The following is a 25,315-nucleotide window of genomic DNA, read 5'->3' on the forward strand; positions in this document are numbered from 1 at the left end:
GCGGGCCCGCCGGCCGTCCGGCCGGCCCGGTGGACCGGGCCCGGTGGTCCACGGTCGGGCGCCTGGTGGCGTCCATCGTCAACTTTGGTGAGCACTGATCGGTCACTTCCGAGAGCAGACCCCGAGGTCCGCGATTCTTAGGCTTCGGCGCATGCTCACGAAACTCCTGGCGCTCGCCCTCCTCCCGTCACCGGTCGCGCCGGCGTCGCCCCCGTCCCTGGAGTGGGGCCCTTGCCCGATCGCGGCGGCCCCTGACCTGCAGTGCGCGGACCTGCCGGTCGCCCTGTCGCCCGGCGGCGACCGCGAGATCACCCTGAAGGTGGCCCGGCTGCCCGCCACCGGTGCCAGGAAGGGATCCGTACTGGTCAACTTCGGCGGCCCGCAGGGATACCAGATCGCGTCTCTCGCCTCACGCACCCGGATCTTCGACAAGATCCGTACGTCGATGGACGTGGTGACCTGGGATCCGCGCGGCTATCCCGGGCTCAGCGATGCGGTGCTGCGGTGCGACTGGGGCTTCATCCGGACCCCGGCGTTTCCCGCCGACCAGGCCGGGTTCGACCGGCTCGCCGCGGCGAACAGGGCGAGGGGCGACCGGTGCCGCACGACCGATCCCGAACTCTTCGACCAGATGGACTCGGCCGCCGACGCCCGGGACGCCGACGCCATCCGCGAGGCGCTCGGCGACGACCGGATGAACTTCCTGGGCCTGTCGTACGGAGGAACGATCGCCCAGTCCTACGTCCGGCTGTTCCCCCACCGGGTACGCACGATGTACATCGACGGCACCCGGAACCACAGCCTCCGCGACTGGGAACGGGAACTCGACGCCATGGCCCGCGAGACCGAGCGCTTCATGGACCGGTTCTTCGCCTGGGCGCCGGCCGGGATGGAGAAGCGCTGGCGGGCGCTGGTCGCCAGGGCCGACCGCGAGCCGATCCCCGCTCCCCAGGCCGGCGCCCGCTTCGACGGCACCCACTTGCAGGCGATCGCGTTCCTCAAGCTCCGCCCCGGCCCCGCCGGCTGGGGTGACTTCGTGGCGGCCATCACGGCGGCCGAGGCCGGCGACGCCTCGGGGTTCGTCTTCTCGAGCCGCGAACCCTACCCCGGCGCTCCGGGCGGCGGGTACAAGGAATGCCTGGACCTGCCGCGCCCTGCCGCCCAGCGGGACGTCGCGCGCACGGTGAAGCGGCTGCGCGCCATCGCCCCCAACACCGGCGCCGCCTTCGCGCTGGCCTGGCACCTGCCGCTCACCTGCGCCGGCTGGCCGACCCCGGTGACCAACCCGCCCGCGCCGATGCCGCGTACCGTGCCGCCGCTGCTCGGCGCGGGCACCTGGCAGGACTACGACTCCACCCGCCGGGTGGTCGAGCAGATCCCCGGCAGCCGCACGATCGAGCACGACGGCCCGGGCCACAACCTCTTCGGCGCGATGGCCGACCCCTGTGTCATCGACCACGTCAGCAGGTACGTCACCGAACGCCGGCTCCCCCCGAGGGGCACCACCTGCCCTTGATCCCGGCGCCACGAAACCGCCCCCGGACACCGGCCCGCCCGAGCCGGGCCCCGCCAGGCGCCGTGCCGTCGCTGGTCAAGCGCTCCGCGCATCGAGCAGGGACCGGCCCGTGATGCTCTCGCGGGCCGGCGGCCGCCCGGCGGCCACTCGTCCGGCGGCCGTTCCCTCTCCCCGTCCCTCCGGCTTCCGTAACCCCCCCGTTGAGCCTTTGTGGCACGGAACAAGGCGGTACGCTGCGCCTATGACGGATGGTAGCCGCATACATCGGCAGCCGATCGCCACGAGTGAAGTCGCGCAGTTGGAGATCAGCGCCACCCAGTCGACGCTGACACAACCGGTCACCCAGCCCAAGGCACAGGATGCCGTCGGCGTCGTGCGCGCCTACGCCAAAAGGCTGCACGAGATAGACGAGGCGACGACGAAGGAGAAGGCCGAAACCGTTCAGCGCGTCGCCGGAGAGGTCGCGGCGCGGATTCTCGCCTATATCGAGGTTCAACGAAGGCTCCTGCAGGAAGCACTACGTGAGTTCGACCCGGGCTCGTGTGCCACCACGAACCACGCGGAGTCGCCTGATGTCCGGGCTCGATGGTGGCGTAGACAGCTCATCGAAGCCGCACGCAGCGTTGACTTCTATACCAACCTGGCCTCCGGAGCATGGTGGGTCACGCTCCAGATGGAGGCGTTCGGTGAGCGTCTCAGATTCCTGTCGGCGGTGCAGAAGGTCGGGCACGGGGAGACCGGGGTGCTCGCCGTGACGGCATATGCGGAGATGGTGCATCCCGAGTCGGACGAATCCACGACGGCCGTCGAACCGGAACCGGCACTGGAGTTGACGCCGACGGACTCCGTCACGCTCGCTTACAACGATCAGCCCAGCGAGCGCTGGGACGAGATAGAAGAGTTCGTCCAGGAAAAACTTCGCGAGGCCGTCCAGCACTTCGTCGACCGCCTCGGCTGATGGCGCTCCCGCCCAGGACTGCCGCTGCTCGGGCAGGTCAGGAGTCGATGAGACGGCTGGTGAAGCCATCGCGGACGAGGGACTCGTACGCGGCATGCACGGCCTCCGGAACCTCCTGCTCGATGGCGAACCCGAGCTTCGGGTACTCGATCACCCGCTGGAGGTCGCCGGCGAGCATGTCCAGGACGAGTTTCTCGTCGCCGATGGACTTCAGGTAGTCGTCGAACTCCAGCGGCTCCGACGCGCAGCGGATTTCGACGTCGGGCCACAGCTTGCGGGCGGTCGCGAACGATCGCCTTTCCATATAGGGCTTGGAGATCAGCAGCACCGTGGCCGGGTGGATGCCGGCGGCGGCGAGGACCTCGAGGGCCAGGGTGATGTTCTGCCCGGTGTTGGTCGCGTTGGGCTCCAGCAGGATCGCCTCGGCGGGAACACCAAGGTCGATGGCGTGTGCGCGGAAGTGAACGGCCTCTCCTTGCGGGAAGACCTTGGCGGTGGTGGGACTGTTGCCGCCGGTGAACACCAGCACCGGGAAAAGCCCGGCGCGATACAGCCCGGCGGAGTGGGTCGCGACGCCGAGGTCGTGGCTGCCCAGCCCGATCGCCACGTCGACGGGCCGCAGCTCATGCCGCATCAGGTGGTAGTCCCAGATCAGCTTCGCCTGACGCCGCTGGTCTTCGGTGATGGCCTGCGGGTCGTTGCTCACGTGTTACTCTGGGTCACCGTTTGCCAGGACCTGGTCGGCCTTTCCTTCGTGTGATCGCCCAGGAGATCTTGGAGGACCTGCAAGCAGCGCCCAGCGAATTCGCTGCCATCGCCGAAGCCCTCCAGCAGTCCCGAGCCGGGTCCGCCGACGGGTAGCCGACCGCGACGAGTCGACTCCGCCTACGGTGTGCCGATGATCAGCGCACCCGGCGCCAGCGAGCCGCCAGAGACCGGCATGACAGATGGTCGTGGGCTCCGGCGGCTCGGCTGGAGGTGCCTCAGGCGTAGGTGCTCTGTGGCGGCGGGGTGGTCAGCAGCTTGCGGAACTCGATGACGGAGTCGCGGCCACGCTGCTCGGGAGGGACGGCTCGAAGCACCAGGTTGCCGGTCTCCATGATGTGGTTGCTGCGATAGGCCGGTGCCAGCGTGTCGATCGCCGCCGCCGCTTGGCGAACGCCCTCGTCGATGCCGCCCCGGGTCACCGTGCACATCGCCCCATGGAGTTGGACGTTGACCAGGTACAGGTAGTCGCGTGCGGACTTCAGTACGTTCTCCCGGGCGGTGTCCGCTGCGGATTCCTTGCCCGCTGCCGCGTACACCCAGCTTTCCGCGAAATCGATCTTATTCGAGGTCCAGAAGCCGTACTGGTCGGCGGTGCAGTGGTCGGCGGATCGGCGCAGGGTGGTCAGGGTGGCAAGCGCTTCGTCATGCCGGCCCAGCATGGACATGGCCTTGGCTTTGGTGATCAGTAGCTCTGGATACGGCTTGTCGATGAGTTGCTGGGTGCTGTGCACCATGTGCAGGATCGTCCCCGGGTCACGCTGGCCGTACAAACCGTGACCCGCCGCCTCGGCGCGGACCAGGAGGCGGACGGTGAGGTCGCCGGAGGTGTCGGCGGCCTGGCGGGCGGTGTCCCACCAGCGGACGGCGGCGCCGTGGTCGGCGAGGCGGGTGAGCGCGTTGGCGTGCAGCGCGGCCAGCATGGCGGTGATGCGGTGCAGTTCGGTGGCCTGCGCCGGAGGCGCGGTCCGGGTCTGCTGCCGGACGGCGGCCAGGTCGATGACCAGGTCGGCGGCCACCTGAGCGGGTGGTCGGGTGCGTAGCGCGTACAGGTGGTCGGCGCAGGCCTGTTCCCAGTCGGCCAGGTCGCGGCCGGGGTGTTCGAAGTCGGTGTCGAGCAGTCGCCGGAGCGGTTCGGTGGCGATGCCGAACGTGCTGAGGGTGCCGAGGCCGGCCAGGAGGTGCAGGGCGGTCCGACGTTCCATCTCGTCGTCTCCCATGCCGAGTGTGGAGTTTTCTCCATATCTACCCGGATGGGGCCGGACCGACTCGGCGGCCTGCAGCCGAAGCATCACCGCGTGCAGCACGCTCAGCATCCCGCCGGCGCCGTAGATCTGGTCCAGCCGGGCGACCAGGTCCGCCGCCGGCATCCGCTCGCCGCGCTCGAAGCGGCCCAGGTTGGAGAAGTCGGTGAACGCCAGCTCGCCCGCCCGCCGCAGCGACATGTTCGACCGGCTCTGCCGGAAATGCCGCAGCACCGCCCCGAACAGCCGCTCCACCGAAGCGTGCGGATCGATCATCTCCTCGCCCACCACGACTCCCTTCCAGGCCCGCACCGGCAGCCCATCGGGCCCCGGCTTCACCCACTCCACCAGCACCGATCACTCATGATGGTCGCACCGACACTCTGGGTGGCGCAGGGAATCGCGAATCATGCCGGGAGCGGTTCCAGCACGGGCCATGCGGCGGCCCGGAGCCTCGCGGGCCGGCACCCATCGAGCGGGTGGCCTGAGGCGGTGGGCCGGGTGGGAGCCCCGGCCGGGGTGGCCCGATGCTCGACCCGGCCGGGGGGGTTCAGGTGGTGACGGCGGCCAGGTCGGCGCACATGGCGTGCAGGGCGTCGCGGGCCGGGCCGGGCGGCAGCGCGTCCAGGGCGCCGGTGGCGCGGGCGGTGTGCCGGATCACCTCCTGGCGGGTCTCGGCCAGGGCGGGGGAGCGGCGCAGCAGCCGGGCGGCGGTGGCCAGCCGGCCGGGGTCGGTGATGGGGCCGCCCGCGACCAGCCGGCGCAGCCGGGCCGGGCCGCGGCCGCGGCGGCGGGTGGCCCGCAGCACCGGCAGCGTGGCCACGCCCTGCCGCAGGTCGGCGTAGGCGGGCTTGCCGGTGTCGGCGGCGGGCGCGGCGGCGTCCAGTAGGTCGTCGGCGAGCTGGAAGGCGATGCCGTAGGACTCGCCGAACGCGGTCAGCGCCTCGCGGGCCGGTTCGGCGACCCCGGCCGCCCGGGCGCCCAGGCCGGCGGCCAGCGCGAACAGCGCCGCCGTCTTGTCGGCGATGACGCCCAGGTAGAAGCGCTCGGGGTCGGCGTCGCCCGGCCCGAACGCCTCGCGCAGTTGCCCGGAGACCAGCCGGGTCACCATGCGGGTCTGCTCGTGCAGCGCGCCGGCGCCGAGCGGCGCGGCCAGCTCGGCGGCCCGGGCGACCAGCAGGTCGCCGGCCAGCACGGCGACCCGGTTCCCCCACCGGGCGTTCGCGCTCGGCACGCCGCGCCGGGTGGCCGCCTCGTCCATCACGTCGTCGTGGTACAGCGACGCCACGTGCAGCAGCTCCACCGCCGCCGCGGCGTTCCGGACGGCGGGCCGGTCGAACTCGCCGAACCGGGCGGCCAGCAGCGCCAGCGCGGGGCGCCGCCGCTTTCCCCCGGCCCGCAGCAGGTGGCCGGCGACCATGCCGGACAGCGGGTCGCGGGGGTCGTCCACGGTGTCCTGCAGCAGGTCCTCCACCTCGGCCAGCGCCGCGCGCAGCCAGCCGGCCAGGTCCTCGCCGGTGATGTTCGGCACGGCGGTCATCCCCGCCCGCCGCAGGTGCCGCAGGCGCTCCGGCGCCGCAGGTAATAGGCGAAGGCCGCCAGCCCCAGGGCGACGCTCCACACCGGCCACAGGCCGTGGATCACCAGGCCCACCGGGCCGGGCATCATCCGCCACATGATCGGGGAGGTGACGATGCCGATACCGCCGGACATGACGATGGCCGACACGATGGCGGCCGGCACGACCGCGAGCCGGACCGGGACCGGCCGGCCGGCCAGCCCGGGCAGCCAGCGGGGGAAGACCTCGCCGAACGGCCGGACCAGGCCCAGGGTGAGCAGGGCGCCGGCGGTGGCGAACGTGGCCAGCCCGGTGCCGGCCCAGACGCCGCCGGTCGCCCACAGTGTGGCGAGCTGCGCGTCGCTGATCCCGAGCGGGATGTGCAGCAGCCAGGCGAACCGGTCCACCGCGTACAGCAGCGGGACGACCACGGCGATCCCGGTCGCCCAGCGGCCGATCCGGGCCCAGCGGGCCCGGTCGGCCGCCGTCCGGTCACCGTCCCGCCCGCAGGCGGCGCACGCCCCCCTGGTGCGCCGCTGCCAGCCCAGGACGGTGGCCGCCAGCAGGAACCCGCCCAGCACCGTCCAGGCCTGGCCGGCGTTCGACCAGTTGAAGACGACCGAGTAGTCGACGCCCTTCGGCCAGCCGAACGGCGCCCCGAGGATGAGCATCGGCGCGTAGCCGGCCAGTGCCAGCAGGTGCGGCGAGGGGATGACCCCGATCAGGATCGCGGTGACCGTCCAGCCGAAGCCGAGCAGCAGGACCCGGGCCGGGCCGGCCAGCCGGACCGCGTGCCGGCCGGACATGGCGAGCGCGGCGACGGAGGTGGCCAGCAGCACGGCGGCGAGCACCGGTGCGGCGACCTCCGGTGACACGGTGTGCACGGGGCCGAGATCGCCGCCGCCCCGGTCGTTCGGGCCGTAGGGGTAGCCGCGGCCGGTGACCGTCCAGGCCAGCGCGAGCAGGCCGTAGGTGGCGGCCCACAGGGCGGTCAGCGGCCCGGCCCGGCCGGGCGCCGCGGCGGGCCGGGCGGCGGGCGCTCCGCCCGGCGCGACGGCGGCCGGGCTGGATGACGAGATCACGATCTGCTCCCTGGACTTGTGGTCGACGCCGCGTGGCGCCGATCACCAGCGTCGTCTCCGGCGAGTGGCCGGGGTTCCCCCGGGCGGCCGAACCGGGTCCCCCCGCCGGGGGAGCCCGGCGGTGCCGGACACCCGGTGGAGTCTCGCGATGACGGTGTGAAGTCCCGTCAAACCGGGCATTTGTCGAATATCGGGGGAAAGGGCGTAGAAATGCGTCGTCGTCGGGTGCTGGCGCTCGGCGCCGGTCTCGTCGCGCTGGCCGCCGGCTGCGGAACCGAGGGCGGCCCCCGCCGGCCGGCCGCGGCCCGCTTCTCGATGGTCGTCGCCGGGCCGTACGGGGGCGGCGCCGACCGGCTGGGCCGCTTCATCAAGGGGGACGCCGAGCAGGCCGCGCTGGTCGCCGGCCTGGACGTGGTCAACCGGCCGGACCGCACCGCGCTCGGCGAGTTCGTCGGCCCCCGCCCGCCCGGCCGGCTGCTGATCGCCGAGCCCGCGATGATCGCCACGATGCCCGGCGGCCGGCGGGCCGGTGCCTTCGCCGGTACCACGCCGCTGGCCCGGCTGTGCGGGGAGTGGGAACTGCTGGTGGTGCCGGCCGGCTCCCGGCTGCGCAGCTTCGACGCGTTCGCCGACGTGCTGCGCCGGGATCCGGCCCGGCTGGTGCTGGCCGGGCGGGCCGCGGGCGGGGTGGACCACATGCTGTTCGGGCTGCTGGCCGAGAGCCTCGGCGTGGACCCGCGGCTGCTGCGCTACGCCCCCCATTCCAGCACCGGGCAGGCCGTCGCCGCGCTCGCGGCCGGCCGGGTGGCGGCGGTGGTGGCCGGCCGGGCCGGCCTCGGGGCCCGGCTGCGCGCCGGTGACCTGCGGGTGCTCGCGGTGTCCGCCCCGCACCGGCTCGGCGGCGTGGACGCGCCGACCCTGCTGGAGTGCGACGTGCACCTGTACTACGCCGACTGGCGCGCACTGATCGGCACCGGCCGGCTGCCGGCCGCCGACCAGGACGCGCTGACCCGTATGTGCCGGGAGATCACCTCCTCCGCGCGCTGGCGGCGGATGTGCCGGCACAACGGCTGGAGTCCGATCTATCTCGACGGTGAGGACTTCCGGCAGTGGCTGCGGGTGGAGTGCGCCCGCCTCGGCCGCGTGCTGGACGACCTCGGGGCGCGGGCCTGACCGGAAAGACGATCAGCGCCAACACAATCTGTGGGGGTTGTTGCGTCGCGGGCCACTAGATGTAGGATCCTGATCGTCGCTGGTTCGCCCCTCGGGGCGAGGCAAGAGGGAACCCGGTGCGATTCCGGGGCTGCCCCGCAGCGGTGAGCGGGAACGACCGCCGTCATGAGCACTGGGCCGCCCGCGGCCTGGGAAGCGACGGCCGGTAGGCATGCGCAGGATGCCCGCGAGCCCGAAGACCTGCCGGTGACGCCGTCGTCCATGCCCCGAGGGAGGGCGCCGCGACGGAGCGACCCGGCGGGCCCGCGTTGACCGCGCGGCCGGCCGCGGTCGGGCTCCGGCGCGCGCTCCTCCCGGCGGGGAGTCCGAGCGCAGCGAGGAGACAGCATGACCGTGACCAGCGACCGGCCGGCCGGGCCGGGATCGGCCGGGGGTGGTGAGCGGCGGCTCGCCATCGAGGAGGCCGCCGCCCGGGTGATCACCGACCCGGAGAACTCCCGGATCGCCGCCGGCCTGCTCGCCGAGGAGATCATCGAGGAGGCCGCGGCGCACGGCGTGCGGTCGTTCGCCGAGTCGGTGGCCGCCGCGCACCAGGCCGGCCTGGTGCACGACGAGCTCGCCGCCTTCGTCCGGTCCGCCGCCGCCGAGCTGGACGCGCTGGTGGACCACGCGGCCGACGCCCGGTTCGAGTACTTCGGCCTGCGCACCGTCTACGACCGCTACCTGCTGCGGCACCCGGTGACCCGCGGCGTGCTGGAACGGCCGCAGCACTTCTTCCTGCGGGTCGCCTGCGGGCTGTCCGGCACGGTGGCCGAGGCCGCCGAGCTGTACCGGCTGATGTCCACCCTGTGCTACCTGCCGAGCTCGCCGACGCTGTTCAACTCCGGCGCCCGCCGCCCGCAGCTTTCCTCGTGCTTCCTGCTCGACTCGCCGCGCGACGAGCTGGAGGCGATCTACGAGCGGTACGGCCAGATCGCCCGGCTGTCGAAGTACGCCGGCGGCATCGGCGTCTCCTGGACCCGGGTGCGGGCGCGCGGCTCGCTGATCCGGGGCACCAACGGGCTGTCCAACGGCATCGTGCCCTGGCTGCGCACCCTGGACGCCAGCGTCGCCGCGGTCAACCAGGGCGGCCGGCGCAAGGGCGCGGCGTGCGTGTACCTGGAGCCCTGGCACGCCGACGTGGAGGAGTTCCTGGAGCTGCGCGACAACACCGGCGAGGACGCCCGGCGCACCCACAACCTCAACCTCGCCAACTGGATCCCCGACGAGTTCATGCGCCGGGTGGAGGCCGACGGGGTGTGGTCGCTGTTCGACCCCAAGGAGGTGCCCGAGCTGGCCGACCTGTGGGGCGCCGCGTTCGACGAGCGGTACCGGGCGGCCGAGGCGGCCGGCACCTACGTCCGCCAGGTCCCGGCCCGGGCGCTGTACGGCCGGATGATGCGCACGCTCGCGCAGACCGGCAACGGCTGGATGACCTTCAAGGACGCCGCCAACCGGGCCTGCAACCAGACCGCGCGCCCGGAGAACGTCGTCCACCTGTCGAACCTGTGCACCGAGATCATCGAGGTGACCAGCGACGCGGAGACCGCGGTGTGCAACCTCGGCTCGGTGAACCTGGCCGCCCACCTGGCCGGCGACGGCCTGGACTGGGCGCGGCTGCGGGCCACGGTGACCACCGCGGTGCGCTTCCTGGACCGGTCGATCGACCGCGGCTTCTACCCGACGCCGCAGGCCCGGGCGGCCAACCTGCGCTGGCGGCCGATCGGGCTCGGCGTGATGGGGCTGGCCGACGTGTTCTTCGCGCTGCGCCTGCCGTTCGACTCGGCCGAGGCGCTCGCGCTGTCCACCCGGATCGCCGAGGAGATCGCGCTGGCCGCCTACGCCGCGTCCGCGACGCTCGCCGAGGAGTCCGGCCCGCACCCCTCCTATCCCGACACCCGGGCCGCCGCCGGGGTGCTGCACCCCGACCACTTCCCGGACGCGGCGCCGGCGCACCCCGCCGAGTGGGCGGCGCTGCGCGAGCGGATCGCGGCGACCGGGCTGCGCAACTCGCTGCTGGTCGCCATCGCGCCCACCGCGACGATCGCCTCGATCGCCGGGTGCTACGAATGCGTCGAGCCGCAGGTGTCCAACGTGTTCAAGCGCGAGACGCTGTCGGGGGAGTTCCTCCAGGTCAACCGCTATCTGGTCCGCGACCTGCGCGAGCGGGGGCTGTGGACGCCCCGGGTGCGGGACGCGATCAAGCGGGCCGACGGGTCGGTGCAGGGCGTCGCCGAGCTGCCCGAGGACCTGCGGCGGCTGTACCGCACCGCCTGGGAGCTGCCGCAGAAGGCGCTGATCGACCTGGCCGCCGCCCGGCAGCCGTACATCGACCAGTCGCAGTCGCTGAACCTGTTCATGGCCGCCCCGACGATCGGCAAGCTGTCGTCGATGTACGCCTACGCCTGGCGGGCCGGGCTGAAGACCACCTACTACCTGCGCTCGCGGCCGGCGACCCGCATCGCGCAGACCACCGTCGCGGCCGAGGACGCCGTACCCGCCCCCGGGCCCGTCCTCGCACCCGCCGCCGGGCCGGACGCCGGCGCGGTGGCCTGTTCCCTGGAGAACCCCGAGATCTGCGAGGCGTGCCAGTGATGCTGCTCGACCCCGGCATGGACCTGACCCTGCGCCCGATGCGCTACCCGGAGTTCTACGAGCGGTTCCGGGCGGCGATCCGCAACACCTGGACGGTGGAGGAGGTGGACCTGCAGTCCGACCTGGCCGACCTGGCCCGGCTGGACGAGGCGGAGCGGCACCTGATCAACCGGCTGGTGGCGTTCTTCGCCACCGGCGACTCGATCGTCGCCAACAACCTGGTGCTCAACCTCTACCAGCACATCAACGCCCCCGAGGCCCGGCTGTACCTGTCCCGGCAGCTGTACGAGGAGGCGGTGCACGTCCAGTTCTACCTGACGCTGCTGGACACCTACCTGCCCGACCATGACGAGCGGGCCCGGGCGTTCGCCGCGGTGGAGCACATCCCGTCGATCCGGGCCAAGGCCGAGTTCTGCTTCCGGTGGATCGACTCGGTGCACGAGCTGGCCCGGCTGGAGACACCGGAGCACCGCCGGGCGTTCCTGCTCAACCTGATCTGCTTCGCCGCCTGCATCGAAGGGCTGTTCTTCTACGGCGCCTTCGCCTACGTGTACTGGCTGCGCTCGCGCGGGCTGCTCGGCGGGCTGGCCACCGGGACGAACTGGGTGTTCCGCGACGAGTCCCTGCACATGGAGTTCGCCTTCGCGGTGGTGGACACCGTGCGCGTCGAGGAACCGGAGCTCTTCGACGACGCCCTCGGCGCCCGGGTGACCCGGATGGTGGAGGAGGCGGTGGCGGCCGAGTTGGCCTTCGCCCGCGACCTGTGCGGCGACGGGCTGGCCGGCATGAGCGCGGAGCGGATGCGCGAGTACCTGGAGTACGTCGCCGACCGGCGGCTGGCCCGGCTCGGCCTGCCGGTCCGCTACGGCACCGCCAACCCGTTCGCGTTCATGGAGCTACAGGACGTGCAGGAGCTGGCGAACTTCTTCGAGCGCCGGGTGTCGGCCTACCAGGTCGCGGTGCCGGGCGGCGTCCGGCTCGACGAGGAGTTCTGAAGGTCCGCACCTGCGGCGGGCGTGGAATGTGAGGCATGTCTCCCTGAGAAGATCGCGCCGGCCGGGTTCGCCGCGCGGGGCGGGGTTATGGAGGCAGCGCAAGGGTGCCGGGGCCGGGCGGCCGGCGGATGGATCGGGCCGCCCGGCCGGCGGCCGGGGAACCCGCGGCGCGGCCGACTCGTCGGAAACACCGATATTTGTCATGCTTCGTCATGCGACGGTGCGCGCCGGCCGTACGGTGAACTACCGGCCCCGGTACCAGCGAGAACGAGACGACGAAGGAGGCGCCACAGGTGTCATCCGCACTTCAATGGATCATTCTGGTGGTCGCCGTGCTCGGCGCCGTCGTGCTGGTCGAGCTGCTGCGACGCCTGCTCAGCAACCGCCGGGTGAACGGCCGGTTCCAGCTGGCCGGTCCGCTGGTGGAGCGCTGCACCTGGCCGGCGTTCGCGACGGCGGGAGTCGTCGCCTTCGACGCGGTGTACCGGCCGGGCATGTCGGAGGGCAAGACCAACAGCGCGGTGGAGCAGACCGTCGCCCTGCTGCTGATCGCGTGCGTCGCGGCCCTGGTCATCCAGGCCGCCTACGCGGTGACCGACGTGGTGCTGTCCCGGCTGAACCGGGTCGAGGGCGTGGGCAACCGCAAGGCCCGGCGCATCCGCACCCAGATCACCCTGGTCCGCCGGGTGGCCGCCGCGGTCATCATCATCGTCGCGCTGGGCGCGATGCTGTTCACCTTCCCGGCGGTGCGCGCGCTCGGCGCCGGGCTGCTGGCCTCGGCCGGGATCGCCGGCGTGGTGGCCGGTATCGCCGCCCAGTCCACGCTGAGCAACCTGATCGCCGGGTTGCAGCTGGCCTTCAGCGACGCGATCCGGCTGGACGACGCCGTCGTGGTGGACGGCGAGTGGGGCCGGATCGAGGAGCTCACCCTCACCTACGTGGTGGTGCGGGTATGGGACGAACGGCGGCTGATCCTGCCGGTCTCCTACTTCACCGCCACGCCGTTCGAGAACTGGACCCGCTACGAAAGCCGCGTCGTCGGCCACCTGATGCTGTACGTCGACTGGTCGGTGCCGGTGGACGAGCTGCGCGGCGAGCTGTACCGGGCGCTGCGCGAGCACCCGCTGTGGGACCAGAAGGACTGGACCCTGCAGGTGACCGATGTGCTGCCCAACGGCCTGGTGCAGCTCCGCGCGCTGATGAGCGCCTCGGACGCGCCCAGCGTGTGGGACCTCAAGTGCGATATGCGCGAGCACCTGGTGGGGTACATCCGCCGCAACCACCCCGACGCGCTGCCGCGCTTCCGGGTCGAGGACGCGCAGAGCCGCGGCGCGTTCGGCCGCAACGGCGTCCGGACCGGCCGGCCCGACCGGGTGGCCGACCCCGAGCCGGGCCGCGAGCCCGGCGGCCTGCCCGGCCGGGACGGTGCCGAACCCGCCCGCGACGGCGCCGCCGCCCGGCCCGGCCGCCGGCCGCCCGGCCCGCGCTGACCGAACCGGCTCCGTCGCCCCGCATCCGTCGCCTCCGCGTCCGCCGAGTTCGTGGCCATCGGTTCCGCGGCCCCGTGTCCGCGCGATGCGGCCGCGCGGCCGGGCCGCGGCGCCGGGAGGCGACGGCCGGCGGGCGGGATCAGTTGCTCGGCGGGCGCAGCACGCGGGTGGCGCCGGCGATCAGCGCGGTGGCGAGGATCCAGCCCGCCGCGATGAGCAGGTTGGCCAGCCACTGCGTCCAGCCCACCGGCTCCCAGGCGCCGCGCTGCTCGAACACGCTCACCGGGACCAGCAGGTCCAGCGTGTAGGGGAACGGGTGGAAGGTCCGCCGCTCGTCCAGGCCCACCTGGGCCGGCGGGTGGGTGGCGAACACCGCGGTCCCGGCGGCCAGCAGCACCGCCGTCCACACCGCGGCCAGCCAGGGACGGTACCCGTAGCCGACGGCCCAGTCCAGCAGCACCCCCGCGAGCCGGCCCGGCCAGCGCAGCGTGGCCCGCCGGGCCCGCTGCTTGGCCAGCAGCACGTCGCGGGCGTCCTTGTCGTGCCCGATCCGGCGGTACCAGCCGGCCAGGTGCTCGTAGGGCTGCGGCCGGTACCCCTCGGGGTCCTTGGCCACCCAGGCCAGCCGGTCGGCGGTCCGGGGCTGGCCGCGCAGCGACTCGAACTGCAGCCCGTTCAGCCGGACGTGCCCGGGATAGGCGTCCGGATGGTCCAGCAGGACGCCGATCCGCGAGTAGCCGAGGTTCACCTCGCCCCGGGCCGAGGCCGGGCGCAGGATCAGCTCGTCCACCTGCATGTGGCTCAGGTGCAGGCAGCGGTCCTCGGCCGCCAGCACCGCCCGGTCGAAGGACAGCACGCCGGCCACCCGGGCGCCGCGCAGCCGCACGGTGCCCTCGGCGGTGAATCCCGCGCTGAACTCCACGCTGCTCGCCTGCAGGTGATCGGCGTAGATCGCGTGCGGGCCGGTGGCCCGGATCACCGCCTGCTGCATGAACAGCCCGCTGTCGAACCGGGCGCCGATCAGGCGCAGCCCGCCCTCGGCGCGCAGGCCGCGGCAGAAGGCGCCGCCGGCCACGGCCAGGCCGCCGGCCCACAGCGCCCAGTGGTGCTGGTCCCAGCCGCGCTCCTGCCGCTCGACGTCGCCGAACCGCCGCCGCCGGTCGGCCAGGAAGGACTCGTCGGCGGCCGAGGTGGGCTCCGGCGCGGCCAGGTGCGTGCCGGACAGGCGCAGCTGCCCGGAGATCCGGGTGTTGTCCAGCCGCAACCCGGCGTGCACCGTGCACCCGTCCAGCTCGAACAGGCCGTCCACCGTGCAGCGGGCCGCCCGGATGCGCCGGATGTCGCAGCCGCGGAACCGCAGCCCCTTGGTCGCCGAATCGATCAGGGTGACCGGGTCGCCGAGGTGACAGTTCAGCAGGTGCAGCTTGGCGGGTACCGTGGCGTCGGACAGGTCGAGCGTCCCGACGACCGTGGCGCCGGCCAGCCGCAGGCCCGGCACCCGCCCCGGCTCGGCCGGCCGGGCGCCCAGTAGCAGCGCGGTCAGCACCCGCGCCCGGACGGTCCGCTCCGGCCCCCATCGCGCGCCGCGCGCGGGGTCGTCCTCCTCGTCGCGGCCGGTCCGCAGGTCGACCCAGGCACCGGTGGGATAGGCGTCCCAGACCTTGCGCTCCGCCGGAGTGAGCCGCCAGAACGGTCGTGATCTACGCACACCGGGACCTTAGCGCGCATCGGGCCCCGGTCGCGGGTCAGTCCTCCTCGAGGTGGATCGCCCGCTCCTCGGCCGACAGGTCGCCGTCGTCCGCGCCGACCTCCCGCGCGTACTCCTCGGCGTCCACGTCGGAGTGGGCCCCCTCGTCCGGGGCGACCAGGCGGTGCCCCTCCCGGGGCACGTGCCGGCGGTCGCGGGCCTCCTGCCACACCCGCCGGGAGATGCCCTCGGGCGTCTCGGGATGTTCCTCGGCGATCTCGTGCTCGAGCCCGAGGTCGTCGGTCCACTCCTCGATCTCGGTCTGCTGCTCGTCGTCCCCCATGTCGTCCGGGGCCTGCCGCATGTCTCTCATACGCGCCCCTTACCCGCCTCGGGTGATATCGGCACGCCGGCCCGGTATGCCGGGGTTAGATCTCCCGGGCAGTCGTACGGGAGGGGTGTCGTCCGAGCATTTGGCCGGGGGCGGCGTGGAGATCGAGGTCGACCGAGGAAGCGTCATGCTCGCAGGACGGTGATCGGGCGGCCGGACGGGGTGGTCGCCTGCTCGAAGTCGCCGCGTTCCTTCCATGGTGGTGCTTCGGGGCGGCGGTCGAAGATGACCAGGACGCCGGTGGGCAGGGTCTGCCGGTCGAGGTAGCGGTCGAGCTGGGCCAGGCCCTCGGGTTTCGGGTCGTCGGCGCCGGTTCGCCACACCTTCAGTTCCATGGCTTCGCGTTGCATCAGCCGTTCGCCGTCGGGTCCGGGGTAGGGCCAGCGGACGAGGACGTCCAGGCGTTTGGTGCCGGCGGCGTACTCCCGGTCGAGGTAGCCGCCGCCGTTGACCAGGCGGTGCAGGAAGGCCATCAGGATGATCTGGCAGGCGGCCTCGTGGTAGCCCTCCTGCCGGATGAGGACCTCGCCGTGCTCCCGCCAGAACACCACGAACTCCTCCAGCAGGCGGGGCAGGTCGAACCGGCCGTCGGGGAGCACGAGGCTGTGCGGGTCGGCGTGGATGTTCTGCTCGGTCAGCTCGCCCAGCACGCGCAGGATGACCTCCCGGTAGATCGGGTTGGCCACCTGCGGCGGGGGCTTCTGCGTGATCAGGCCGAGATCGCGGGCGTAGGCCAGGTCGCCGGAGTTGTGGCGGTCGATGTAAGTGCCGCCGGCGACGATGGGTTCCATCACCCGCTTCACCCGGGGCTCGTGCAGCCGGGCCGCCAGGGAGTCCAGGTGGACGGCACGCGCCCGGATCAGCCGCTCCTTGGCCTCCTCCACCTGCCCGATGGTGATGGTGCCGGTCACCCCCATCTGGGTGATGAGCTCATCGGCGAGGGCGTTGACCAGCCAGGGCTGTCCCTGGGTCAGCTCGAAGACCCGGTCCACCGCGTCCTTGGCGAACTCCTGGCCGGTGGCCTGGGTGTGCTGGCCGTACAGCTCGGCGATCTGGTCGGCGGTGAAGTCGCCCAGGCGTAGCGACCTGGCGATGATGTTGAACGGGCTGGCCGGGTTGTACCGGCCGGGGTCGCCGCCGGAGGCGAGCTTGTAGTCGCGCACGTCCCGCAACCCGCACAGCACCACCGAGGCGGGGAACGGATAGCCCTTCGATCGCCTGTTGTGCCCGTCGCGGAGCTGGCTGAGGATGCTGACCAGGCTGTTGCCCTGCAGTGCGTCGATCTCGTCGAGGAGCAGCACCACCCGGCGCGGGCAGCGGCGGCACCACTCGCTCAGCGCCGCACCGAACCGGCTGCCCGGGGTGACCTGCGGCGGGGAATCCGGCGGCCGCAACTCCGCCGGCCATCCGGACAGCTCGGCGGCCTCGCGGAGGGAATCCAGTAGCAGCGCCTCCGCCCAGCCGACATCATCGACGGCCGACTTGGCGCGCTCGCAGGACAGCGACAGGGCGGCGATGTCGCCCTCGGCGGTCAGCTCCGACGCCAGCGCGTCCAGGATGGTGGTCTTCCCGGTCTGCCGGGGGGCGTGCAGCACGAAATAGCGGTCCATCTCGACGAGTGTCCGCGCCTCGGGAAGCCGTGGGGTGGGGGGCAGCATGTAGTGGAGCCGCGGATCGCAGGGACCGGTGGTGTTGAAGTACCTTGCTCGGGGTGGCCGCATGGTCACATTCTGCCACCTCGCCGGCACTCCCGTCCGGCCGGCGGCTCAGTGCTCCACCACCTCGTTCTTGCCGATCACCACGATGCCCTCCCGGGTCACCGCGAACCGGGAGCGGTCGTACTCGACGTCCAGGCCGATCCGGGCCCCGTCCGGGATGACGACGTTCTTGTCGATGATGGCCCGGCGGACCACCGCGCCCCGGCCGATCTTCACATTGCCCATCAGCACCGAGTCCTCCACCTGGGAGTGGGAGTGCAGCACCACGCCGGGGGACAGGATCGACCGGCAGGCGGTGCCGCCGGAGATGATCACGCCGGGGGACACCAGGGAGTCCAGCGCGCGGCCGACCCGGTCGCCGTCGTTGTGCACGAACTTGGCGGGCGGCAGCGGGTCGTGCCCGGTGTAGATGGGCCAGCGCGAGTTGTACAGGTTGAACACCGGATGCGCCGACACCAGGTCCATGTGGGCCTCGTAGTAGGCGTCCAGCGTGCCGACGTCGCGCCAGTAGCCGCGGTCACGCTCGCTGGAGCCGGGCACGTCGTTGTCGGCGAAGTCGTAGACCTCCGCGCTGCCGGCCTTGACGAACATCGGGATGATGTTGCCGCCCAGGTCGTGCTTGCTGCTCGGGTCGAGCGCGTCCTCGCGCAGCGCGTCGATCATGGCCTGGGTACGGAAGACGTAGTTGCCCATCGAGGCGTACACCTGGTCGGGCGCGTCCGGCAGGCCGACCGCGTCGGTCGGCTTCTCGCGGAACGCGGAGATGCGGCGGCCGGACGGGTCGGTCTCGATCACCCCGAACTGGTCGGCCAGCTCCAGCGGCTGGCGGATCGCCGCCACCGTCACGTCCGCGCCCGAGTCCATGTGCTGGCGGACCATCTGGCCGGGGTCCATCCGGTAGATGTGGTCGGCGCCGAAGACGATGCAGTGCTCCGGCATCTCGTCGTAGATCAGGTTGAGGTTCTGGAACAGGGCGTCCGCCGAGCCGGAGAACCAGCGCGGCCCGAGCCGCTGCTGGGCCGGCACCGGGGTCACGTAGTTGCCGAGCATGGTGGACATCCGCCAGGTCCGGCTGACGTGCCGGTCCAGGCTGTGGCTCTTGTACTGGGTCAGCACGACCATCCGCAGATAGCCGCCGTTGGCCAGGTTGGACAGGACGAAGTCGATGAGCCGGTAGATTCCCCCGAACGGTACGGCCGGCTTGGCACGGTCGGCCGTCAGCGGCATCAGCCGCTTCCCCTCGCCGCCGGCCAGCACGATCGCGAGGACTCTGGTCGTCATAGGCAGCACGTTACCCGGGTTCGTCCTGCTGAATCGTGGCGAACCCCCCCGAACCTGGTCGAACGGTAGGGTCGTCCGCATGCGCGTCGATCTGCTCAGCCGCGAGTACCCGCCCGAGGTGTACGGCGGTGCCGGTGTCCATGTCGAGTACCTCGCCCGGGAGCTGCGCGCCGCGGCCGACGTGCGGGTGCGCTGCTTCGGCGCGCCGCGCGCGGAGCCGGGGGTGCGCGCCTACGCCGTGCCGGACGGGCTGGCCGGCGCCAACGCCGCGCTGCAGGTGCTCGGGGTCGACCTGGAGATGGCGGCGGCGTGCGCGGGCGCCGACGTGGTGCACAGCCACACCTGGTACGCCAACCTCGCCGGTCACGTGGCCGGGCTGCTGTACGGGGTGCCGCACGTGGTCACCACGCACAGCCTGGAGCCGCTGCGGCCGTGGAAGGCCGAGCAGCTCGGCGGCGGCTACGCCCTGTCGAGCTGGGCCGAGCGCACCGCGCTGGCGGGCGCGGACGCGGTGATCGCCGTCTCGGAGGGCATGCGCCGCGACGTGCTGGCCTGCTACCGCGAGATCCCCGAGGACCGGGTGAGCGTGATCCACAACGGCATCGACACCGACGAGTACGCCCCCGATCGGGGCACCGAGGTGCTGGCCCGGCACGGCATCGATCCCGGCCGCCCGTATGTGGTGTTCGTCGGGCGGATCACCCGGCAGAAGGGGCTGGCCCACCTGCTGCGCGCCGCCCGGTCGTTCCCGCCGGACGCCCAGCTGGTGCTGTGCGCGGGCGCGCCGGACACCCCGGAGATCGCCGCGGAGGTCACCGCGCTGGTCGGCGAGCTGCGCGACACCCGGTCCGGCGTGGTGTGGATCTCGGCGATGCTGCCGCGGCCGGAGGTCATCCAGATCCTCACCCACGCGACCGTGTTCGTCTGCCCGTCGGTGTACGAGCCGATGGGCATCGTGAACCTGGAGGCGATGGCCTGCGAGACCGCCGTGGTGGCCACCGCGACCGGCGGCATCCCCGAGGTGGTCGCCGACGGGGAGACCGGCCTGCTGGTGCCGATCGACCAGGCGGCGGACGGCGAGCCCCGCGACCCCGACCGGTTCGCGGCCGGCATCGCCGAGCGGGTGGGCGCGCTGCTCGCCGAACCGGCGACCGCCGCCGAGCTGGGCCGGGCCGGGCGGCGGCGGGCGGTCGAGCACTTCTCCTGGCCGGCCATCGCGGCCCGCACCCACAAGCTCTACCAGAGCCTGACCGGTTGAGCGGGCCCGCATCGAAGGCGGGCCCGCCCGGCGTCAGTGCCGCTGGAACACGCCCAGCATCAGGCAGATGACGAAGAAGACCGCGCCGGCGATGAGCAGCGCGAAGTGCAGGGGCACATCCACTTCGGTCGGGCTCCGATCAGGTCCGTGGTGCTTGTGGGACTTGGGGGAAAGGCCACGGTAACGCCCGCCCGCCCGATCATGGAGCCGAATCCGAATCTGAATCGGTTTGGTCGGCGGGCCCGCCGGGGCGCCCGGGCCGGGTCGGTAGGCTGAGACGGTGATCGCGATCGACCGGGTCAGGATGGCCTTCACCGACCGGCACGGCGGGGTGAGCGCCGGCCCCTACGGCACCAGGAACCTCGGCGGCTCGGTCGGCGACGATCCGGCGGCCGTCGCCGCCAACCGCGCCGCCACCGCCCGCGACCTCGGCCTGGACCCGGGCCGGGTGGTCTTCATGCGCCAGGTGCACGGCCGGGACGTCGGCTACGTCACCGGCCCCTTCGGCGATGAGCCGCCCGCGCTGGACGGCGTCCTCACCGACCGTCCCGGCCTCGGCATCGCGGTACTGGCCGCCGACTGCGCGCCGGTCCTGCTCGCCGACCCGGCGGCCGGCATCGTCGGCGGCGCGCACTCCGGCCGGGCCGGCACCGCGGCCGGCGTGGTCCCGGCGCTGGTCGAGGCCATGCGCGCCCGCGGAGCCGGCGACCTGGTCGCCGTGCTCGGCCCGATGGCCTGCGGACGCTGCTACCAGGTGTCGGCCGAGCTGCGCGAGCAGGTCGCGGCCGGCCTGCCCGAGGCCTGGTCGGCCACCCCGGCCGGCGACCCGGCGCTCGACCTGCGGGCCGGCATCGTCGCGCAGCTCGCCCGGCACGGGGTGCGCGACGTCCGCCACGACGAGCGCTGCACGATCGAGACCCCCGACCTGTACTCCCACCGCCGCGAGCGGCTGACCGGCCGGTTCGCCGGTTATGTCTGGCTGGCGGCCGGCTGAGCCGCCGCCTGAGCCCCCGCCTGAGCCCCTGCCCGGACGCGCCGGCGCCGCGGGGTCGCCAGCGCCGTCCCGGCCAGCACCGCGCCGGCGCCGAGCACCGGCGCCACGCCCGGCACGAACCCGAAGGCGGTCAGTGCGAGCAGCCCGGCACCGGCCAGCCCGGTCGCCGCGAGCACCCGCCCCCGGCCGGGCGCGGCGCCCGGCGCCACCCGCGGCGGGGCCTCGAACCGGGCGAACCACCGCACCAGCGGGCGGGCGACGAGCGCCAGCGCGCCGAGCCAGAGCGGCCAGCCGGCCAGCCACCCCGCCGAGCCGGGCGCCGGGGTGCCGGCGCCCAGGCCGACGACCACCACCCCGGCCACCACGAACAGCGCGCTCATGTGCCACAGGTACACCGTCATCATCCGCGGACCGGCCCAGGCCAGCAGCCGGCCGGCGAGCGGTGTCGCGGCCAGCCGGACCAGCCGCGGCCGCAGCAGCATCGCCACGCCGATCTGGCCGGCGGCCACCGCGAGGAGTGCCAGCGTGGGCGGCGCCACGTTGGACGGCTCGCCGGGCAACCCGATCATGCCGGCCGGGTAGGGGCCGAACGCGACCAGCAGCACCGCCGCGCCGAGCCCGCCGGCGGCCAGCGCCCGGTGCCCGCCGAGCCGCCCGCCCGCGTACATGAACCCGAGCTGGTGCACCGCGAGCCAGACGAAGGCGACGTTGAGGTACCCGGCGGCCTCCGGCCCGGTGAAGCGGACCACGTCGACGAGCGCCGCGGCCAGCGCCAGCGCCACCGGCACCCGGGCGCCGTACCGGTCGCCGAGCCGCCGCAGCCACGGGGTGAGCGCGACCGCGAGCAGGTAGACGGCGAGGAACCACAGCAGCTGCCCGGCCAGCCCGGCGGCGGTCCGCACCGGCTGGGCGGGCAGCCCGAGCGCGAGCAGCAGGTGGGGGAGCGGCACCCAGACCGCGGCCAGCGGCAGCACCGGCCAGGCCAGCCGGCGCACCCGGCCCGCCAGCCACGCCGGCCCGGTGCCGCCGCGCTCCAGGTGCGCGCGGTGGCTGATCGCGTTGGCGGCGCCCCCGGCGAAGAACACCAGCGGCATGCACTGGCCGAGCCAGGTGAGCGCGAAGGCCCCCGGCGCGGCGTAGGCGTTCCCGGTGGCGATCCGGCCGCCGTCGTAGGACAGCACCGGGATGCTCCAGTGCTCCAGCACCACCACGGCGATGCCGAACAGGCGCAGCAGGTCGATGAACCGGTCCCGCCCGGGGGCGGGCGGTGCCGGCCGGGGCCGGCCGCCGCCGGCCGCTCCGGCGCGGGGGGAGGGCGAAGGTCGGTCGAGCAGGGCGGGCACGGCGCACCTCGCGAGGTCGGGGGTTGGGGGGCCCTTCGAGGCTCCCGCGACGCGCGCCCCGGCACAGTCAGGTGGACGGGCCTCCCGCCCGCCGCCGGGACGACCGCCGGGGTAGGGCTGGCCCTACCCCGGGCCGGGCGGTGCGCGGGATCGCCCCGCCGCTGGTGCGCGCCGTACGTTGAGGCCATGCCTTCGGTCCTGCGGCGTCTGGCCGCCGCCACCCGCTACTCGCTCCTCGGGCTCCCCCTGGCGATCCCGAGCTTCGCCCTGCTGATCGCGGGACTGGCCGCCGGCCTGGCCACGGTGGCCTTCTACCTGGGCCTGCCCATCCTGGCCGGCACGCTGCTCGTCGCCCGCGGGTTCGCCGACGTGGAGCGACGGCGGCTGGCCGAGCTGTCCGGCCACCCGGTGCCCCGACCCCGGTACGCGCCGCCGCCGGCCGGCGCCGGCCGGTTCCGCCGAATGGTGAACCCGCTGACCGGCGGGCAGTCCTGGCTGGACCTGCTGCACGGCATCATCACGTTCCCGTTCGCCATCATCGGCTTCGTGGTGACCGTCACCTGGTGGTCGGTGGCCGTGGCGGGCCTGCTCTACCCGGTGTACGGCTGGATCCTGTCCAACATCCCGGGCAATCATGGCCTGCCGGAGCTGCTCGGCGTCGGCGAGGGCTACCTGTGGGACACCGCCTTCAACATGGGCATCGGGCTGTTCTTCACGCTGACCCTCCCGCTGATCGTGCCCGGCGTGACCGCGGTGCAGGCCGGACTCGCCCGCGGGCTGCTCACCGGGGTCGCCGCGCTGCAGGAGCGCATCGAGGACCTGACCGAGGGCCGGGCCGCCGCGGTGTCGGCCGAGGCCGGGGCGCTGCGCCGGCTGGAGCGCGACATCCACGACGGCCCGCAGCAGCGGCTGGTGCACCTGGCGATGGAGCTGTCCCGGGCGCAGCGCCAGCTCCAGCGCGACCCGCAGGCCGCGCACGCCACGCTGAGCGAGGCGATCACCGCGACCCGCGAGACCCTGGACGAGCTGCGGGCGCTGTCGCGCGGCATCGCGCCGCCCATCCTCAGCGACCGCGGGCTGGCCCCGGCGCTGGCCGCGCTGGCCGGCCGGTGCACCGTCCCGGTGGAGCTGGACGTGCAGACCGTCGAGCGCTACCCGGCCGTTGTGGAGAACACCGTCTACTACGTGGCCGCCGAGTCGCTGACCAACATCGCCAAACACAGCCGGGCCCAGCTGTGCACCCTCTCGCTGACCCGGGTCGGCGACGCGCTGACCCTGGCGATCGGGGATGATGGGGTCGGCGGCGCCCACGTCGCCAAGGGGCACGGCCTGGCGGGGCTGGCCGACCGGCTGCGCGCGGTGGACGGCGAGCTGCTGGTCCGGTCGCCGGCCGGCGGGCCGACATTGATCATCGCGGAGGTGCCGTGCGGGTAGTCGTGGCCGACGACGCCGTCCTCATCCGGGCAGGCCTGGTGCGGCTGCTGGAGGAGTTCGGCCACGAGGTCGTGGCGGCGGTGGGCGACGGCGGATCGCTGGTGGAGGCGATCGCCGCCCACCGCCCCGACGTGTCGGTGGTCGACGTGCGCATGCCGCCGAGCTTCGCCGACGAGGGCCTGCGCGCCGCGGTCGAGGCCCGGCGGCGGGTGCCGGGTTCCCCGGTGATGATCCTTTCCCAGTACGTCGAGGTGTCCTACGCCGACGACCTGCTGGCCGACGCCAGCGGCGCGGTCGGCTACCTGCTGAAGGACCGAGTGGCCGACGTCGACGAGTTCTTCGAAGGGCTGCGCCGGGTGGCCGGCGGCGGCACGGTGTTCGACCCCCAGGTGGTGGCCCAGCTCATGGTGCGCCGCCGCCGCGACGACCCGCTGGTCTCGCTGACGCCGCGCGAGCGCGAGGTGCTCGGCCTGATGGCCGAGGGCAGGTCGAACCCGGCGATCGCCCGGCAGCTGGTGATCACCGACGGCGCGGTGGAGAAGCACATCCGCGGCATCTTCGCCAAGCTCGACCTGTACGCCGACGACGCCGACCAGCACCGGCGGGTGCGCGCCGTGCTGGCCTACCTGCGCGCCTGATCCGCCTGGTCGCGGCCGGCGGCGCCCGGGCCGGGGTCGTCCGCGCCGGGGTCGTCCGGGCCGGGGTCCGGTCCGGGTATCCCCACCGTGACGGCCGAGCGGACGTGGCCGAACCCCAGGCGCTCGTACAGCCGGCGGGCCGGATTGCCCTCGGTGACCGCCAGGCCGAGCGCGGGCAGCCCGTGCAGCGTCGCCAGCGCCAGCGCCCGGCGCAGCATCACGGCGCCGAGGCCGGCGTAGCGGGGGTCGGGGTCGCGGAAGACGTCCATCACCCAGGGCCCGCCGCTGGGCGGCTCCCCCGGCACCGTGCCGACCAGCACGCCGGCCACCACCTTGCCGTCGCGCAGCAACAGCCCGCCGCAGGGCAGCAGGGGTCCCTCCGACTCGCCGGCCAGCAGCGTGGCCAGCTCGCGCCGTGCGGCCCCGTCGTCCGGCTGGTGGTAGTCGGGATGGTCGGGATGGTAGGCGGCCCGCCAGGCCGGGAAGACCTCGTCGGCCGGGACGGCGCCGCACGACACCACGCCGTACCCCGTCTCCGCCCACTCCGCCGGCGCGGGCGACGCCCGCAGGTCGCGGCTGTAGGCATGGGCGTGCCGGAGCGGCCGGGCACCGGCCTGGAGCAGCCGCCGGCCGAGATCCTCATCGACGACGACCGCCCAGCCGGGCATGGTGCGCAGGATCGTGCCGGCCGCGGCGGGGGAGTGCTCGCGGAGGAGTTCGGCGAGCGGGCGGCCGTACCGGGTGCCCTCGATGTAGCTGAGCACCGGCCGGCCGGCCGCGTCCCGCACCGTACGGCGGCTGACAGGGTCCATCCGCCCAACGTTAGGGTGATGGTCAGCGATCAGCCACCGAATTTCGCGAGATTGATCCCGCTATGAGCGCTATGTCGGATTCTCCGGTTGGCCAAGTGTCACTGCTGGTGCACAATTCCACCGATCCGAATTTCTGTAACGTTCTGGTACCAGAGAGGCCGACGAGGCGCTAGTGTGATCGCGCGCGCAAATGTCCCGATAGATCCCGGTAGGCACCCAGCAGCAGATAACCGGTTCACCCCGGTACTGCGATATCTGGCGGAGGACGGGATATGAGAGAAACGCGACATCGACGGGCTCCGAAGCGCTCTCGATCACGTGCACCGATCGTGGTCGGAGTGCTG

Annotated in this window: 20 protein-coding genes and 1 riboswitch; of the genes, 10 read left to right on the forward strand and 10 right to left on the reverse strand. The window is 73.5% G+C overall.

From position 1 onward, the window contains the following. Window positions 1-151 precede the first annotated feature (151 nt). Together Sru01_RS26250 and Sru01_RS26255 are read left to right on the forward strand one after the other, a co-directional pair. Window positions 152-1,516, forward strand: coding sequence for an alpha/beta fold hydrolase (locus tag Sru01_RS26250; RefSeq protein WP_203990813.1), 1,365 nt, complete (start codon window positions 152-154; stop codon window positions 1,514-1,516). Between the two features lie 241 nt (window positions 1,517-1,757). Then, window positions 1,758-2,474 carry a hypothetical protein gene (locus tag Sru01_RS26255; protein WP_203990816.1) on the forward strand — a complete coding sequence of 239 codons (717 nt, stop codon included), beginning with the start codon at window positions 1,758-1,760 and terminating at the stop codon, window positions 2,472-2,474. 37 nt (window positions 2,475-2,511) lie between these two features. Here the strand turns inward: Sru01_RS26255 and Sru01_RS26260 are convergent, their stop codons facing one another. From Sru01_RS26260 to Sru01_RS26275, 4 genes are all read right to left on the reverse strand, one after another. Further along, a complete protein-coding gene (locus Sru01_RS26260) occupies window positions 2,512-3,180 on the reverse strand; it encodes a YdcF family protein (protein WP_239137751.1) in 669 nt (222 codons plus the stop codon). A 277-nt stretch (window positions 3,181-3,457) separates the two neighbouring features. After that, window positions 3,458-4,837, reverse strand: a complete 1,380-nt coding sequence (locus Sru01_RS26265) for a helix-turn-helix domain-containing protein (RefSeq protein ID WP_203990819.1) — start codon at window positions 4,835-4,837, stop codon at window positions 3,458-3,460. Between the two features lie 196 nt (window positions 4,838-5,033). Beyond that, complete coding sequence (locus Sru01_RS26270) at window positions 5,034-6,014, reverse strand: polyprenyl synthetase family protein (protein WP_239137752.1); 981 nt, start codon at window positions 6,012-6,014, stop codon at window positions 5,034-5,036. Between the two features lie 5 nt (window positions 6,015-6,019). Beyond that, window positions 6,020-7,123 carry a hypothetical protein gene (locus Sru01_RS26275; protein WP_203990825.1) on the reverse strand — a complete coding sequence of 368 codons (1,104 nt, stop codon included), beginning with the start codon at window positions 7,121-7,123 and terminating at the stop codon, window positions 6,020-6,022. 210 nt (window positions 7,124-7,333) lie between these two features. Between Sru01_RS26275 and Sru01_RS26280 the strand changes: the two genes are divergently transcribed. From Sru01_RS26280 to Sru01_RS26295, 4 genes are all read left to right on the forward strand, one after another. Further along, window positions 7,334-8,296: a Bug family tripartite tricarboxylate transporter substrate binding protein gene (locus Sru01_RS26280; RefSeq protein WP_203990828.1), complete on the forward strand. Its 963-nt coding sequence runs from the start codon at window positions 7,334-7,336 to the stop codon at window positions 8,294-8,296. Window positions 8,297-8,359: 63 nt separating this feature from the next. Beyond that, a riboswitch (cobalamin riboswitch) is annotated at window positions 8,360-8,558 on the forward strand. A gap of 125 nt (window positions 8,559-8,683) precedes the next feature. Then, on the forward strand, window positions 8,684-10,930 hold the full coding sequence (locus Sru01_RS26285) for a ribonucleoside-diphosphate reductase subunit alpha (RefSeq protein ID WP_203990831.1): 2,247 nt from the start codon (window positions 8,684-8,686) through the stop codon (window positions 10,928-10,930). Beyond that, window positions 10,930-11,925: a ribonucleotide-diphosphate reductase subunit beta gene (locus Sru01_RS26290; RefSeq protein ID WP_203990834.1), complete on the forward strand. Its 996-nt coding sequence runs from the start codon at window positions 10,930-10,932 to the stop codon at window positions 11,923-11,925. Before Sru01_RS26285 ends, Sru01_RS26290 begins: the two co-directional genes overlap by 1 nt. A gap of 293 nt (window positions 11,926-12,218) precedes the next feature. Next, complete coding sequence (locus Sru01_RS26295) at window positions 12,219-13,415, forward strand: mechanosensitive ion channel family protein (protein WP_203990837.1); 1,197 nt, start codon at window positions 12,219-12,221, stop codon at window positions 13,413-13,415. A 139-nt stretch (window positions 13,416-13,554) separates the two neighbouring features. Here Sru01_RS26295 and Sru01_RS26300 read toward each other — a convergent pair whose 3' ends face one another. From Sru01_RS26300 to glgC, 4 genes are all read right to left on the reverse strand, one after another. After that, entirely contained in the window at window positions 13,555-15,123 is a 1,569-nt protein-coding gene (locus Sru01_RS26300) for a hypothetical protein (RefSeq protein ID WP_203990840.1), read from the reverse strand. 37 nt (window positions 15,124-15,160) lie between these two features. Beyond that, entirely contained in the window at window positions 15,161-15,475 is a 315-nt protein-coding gene (locus tag Sru01_RS26305) for a DUF5709 domain-containing protein (RefSeq protein ID WP_203990843.1), read from the reverse strand. Between the two features lie 143 nt (window positions 15,476-15,618). Continuing rightward, window positions 15,619-17,214: an ATP-binding protein gene (locus Sru01_RS26310; RefSeq protein WP_203990846.1), complete on the reverse strand. Its 1,596-nt coding sequence runs from the start codon at window positions 17,212-17,214 to the stop codon at window positions 15,619-15,621. A gap of 45 nt (window positions 17,215-17,259) precedes the next feature. After that, window positions 17,260-18,492, reverse strand: coding sequence for a glucose-1-phosphate adenylyltransferase (glgC, locus tag Sru01_RS26315; protein WP_203990849.1), 1,233 nt, complete (start codon window positions 18,490-18,492; stop codon window positions 17,260-17,262). A gap of 79 nt (window positions 18,493-18,571) precedes the next feature. Between glgC and glgA the strand changes: the two genes are divergently transcribed. Further along, window positions 18,572-19,750, forward strand: coding sequence for a glycogen synthase (glgA, locus tag Sru01_RS26320; protein WP_203990852.1), 1,179 nt, complete (start codon window positions 18,572-18,574; stop codon window positions 19,748-19,750). Between the two features lie 304 nt (window positions 19,751-20,054). Further along, entirely contained in the window at window positions 20,055-20,744 is a 690-nt protein-coding gene (pgeF, locus tag Sru01_RS26325; RefSeq protein WP_203990961.1) for a peptidoglycan editing factor PgeF, read from the forward strand. On the opposite strand, the gene Sru01_RS26330 is transcribed toward pgeF, so the two are convergent. Further along, entirely contained in the window at window positions 20,720-22,087 is a 1,368-nt protein-coding gene (locus Sru01_RS26330; RefSeq protein ID WP_203990854.1) for an acyltransferase family protein, read from the reverse strand. The two genes, pgeF and Sru01_RS26330, sit on opposite strands and share 25 nt — an antisense overlap. 186 nt (window positions 22,088-22,273) lie before the next feature. Here Sru01_RS26330 and Sru01_RS26335 point away from each other — a divergent pair, with 186 nt between their 5' ends. Both Sru01_RS26335 and Sru01_RS26340 read left to right on the forward strand, forming a co-directional pair. Continuing rightward, window positions 22,274-23,521 (forward strand): sensor histidine kinase, encoded by a 1,248-nt coding sequence (locus tag Sru01_RS26335; protein ID WP_203990857.1) that lies wholly within the window; start codon window positions 22,274-22,276, stop codon window positions 23,519-23,521. After that, window positions 23,512-24,159, forward strand: coding sequence for a response regulator transcription factor (locus Sru01_RS26340; RefSeq protein ID WP_203990860.1), 648 nt, complete (start codon window positions 23,512-23,514; stop codon window positions 24,157-24,159). Before Sru01_RS26335 ends, Sru01_RS26340 begins: the two co-directional genes overlap by 10 nt. On the opposite strand, the gene Sru01_RS26345 is transcribed toward Sru01_RS26340, so the two are convergent. Beyond that, the gene (locus Sru01_RS26345; protein WP_203990863.1) at window positions 24,144-24,971 is read right to left on the reverse strand and encodes a GNAT family N-acetyltransferase; all 828 of its coding nucleotides are present in this window, start codon (window positions 24,969-24,971) and stop codon (window positions 24,144-24,146) included. The two genes, Sru01_RS26340 and Sru01_RS26345, sit on opposite strands and share 16 nt — an antisense overlap. Window positions 24,972-25,315: the final 344 nt, after the last annotated feature.

The organism is Sphaerisporangium rufum (assembly GCF_016863395.1).
Classification (GTDB): Bacteria; Actinomycetota; Actinomycetes; order Streptosporangiales; family Streptosporangiaceae; genus Sphaerisporangium; species Sphaerisporangium rufum.

What these genes read in the sequence shown, in the direction of transcription:
- Sru01_RS26250 (WP_203990813.1), top strand. Translation starts at nt 152, where the DNA reads ATGCTCACGAAACTCCTGGCGCTCGCCCTCCTCCCGTCACCGGTCGCG.
- Sru01_RS26255 (WP_203990816.1), top strand. Translation starts at nt 1,758, where the DNA reads ATGACGGATGGTAGCCGCATACATCGGCAGCCGATCGCCACGAGTGAA.
- Sru01_RS26280 (WP_203990828.1), top strand. Translation starts at nt 7,334, where the DNA reads ATGCGTCGTCGTCGGGTGCTGGCGCTCGGCGCCGGTCTCGTCGCGCTG.
- Sru01_RS26285 (WP_203990831.1), top strand. Translation starts at nt 8,684, where the DNA reads ATGACCGTGACCAGCGACCGGCCGGCCGGGCCGGGATCGGCCGGGGGT.
- Sru01_RS26290 (WP_203990834.1), top strand. Translation starts at nt 10,930, where the DNA reads ATGCTGCTCGACCCCGGCATGGACCTGACCCTGCGCCCGATGCGCTAC.
- Sru01_RS26305 (WP_203990843.1), bottom strand. Translation starts at nt 15,475, where the DNA reads ATGAGAGACATGCGGCAGGCCCCGGACGACATGGGGGACGACGAGCAG.
- Sru01_RS26310 (WP_203990846.1), bottom strand. Translation starts at nt 17,214, where the DNA reads ATGCGGCCACCCCGAGCAAGGTACTTCAACACCACCGGTCCCTGCGAT.
- glgC (WP_203990849.1), bottom strand. Translation starts at nt 18,492, where the DNA reads ATGACGACCAGAGTCCTCGCGATCGTGCTGGCCGGCGGCGAGGGGAAG.
- glgA (WP_203990852.1), top strand. Translation starts at nt 18,572, where the DNA reads ATGCGCGTCGATCTGCTCAGCCGCGAGTACCCGCCCGAGGTGTACGGC.
- pgeF (WP_203990961.1), top strand. Translation starts at nt 20,055, where the DNA reads ATGGCCTTCACCGACCGGCACGGCGGGGTGAGCGCCGGCCCCTACGGC.
- Sru01_RS26335 (WP_203990857.1), top strand. Translation starts at nt 22,274, where the DNA reads ATGCCTTCGGTCCTGCGGCGTCTGGCCGCCGCCACCCGCTACTCGCTC.
- Sru01_RS26345 (WP_203990863.1), bottom strand. Translation starts at nt 24,971, where the DNA reads ATGGACCCTGTCAGCCGCCGTACGGTGCGGGACGCGGCCGGCCGGCCG.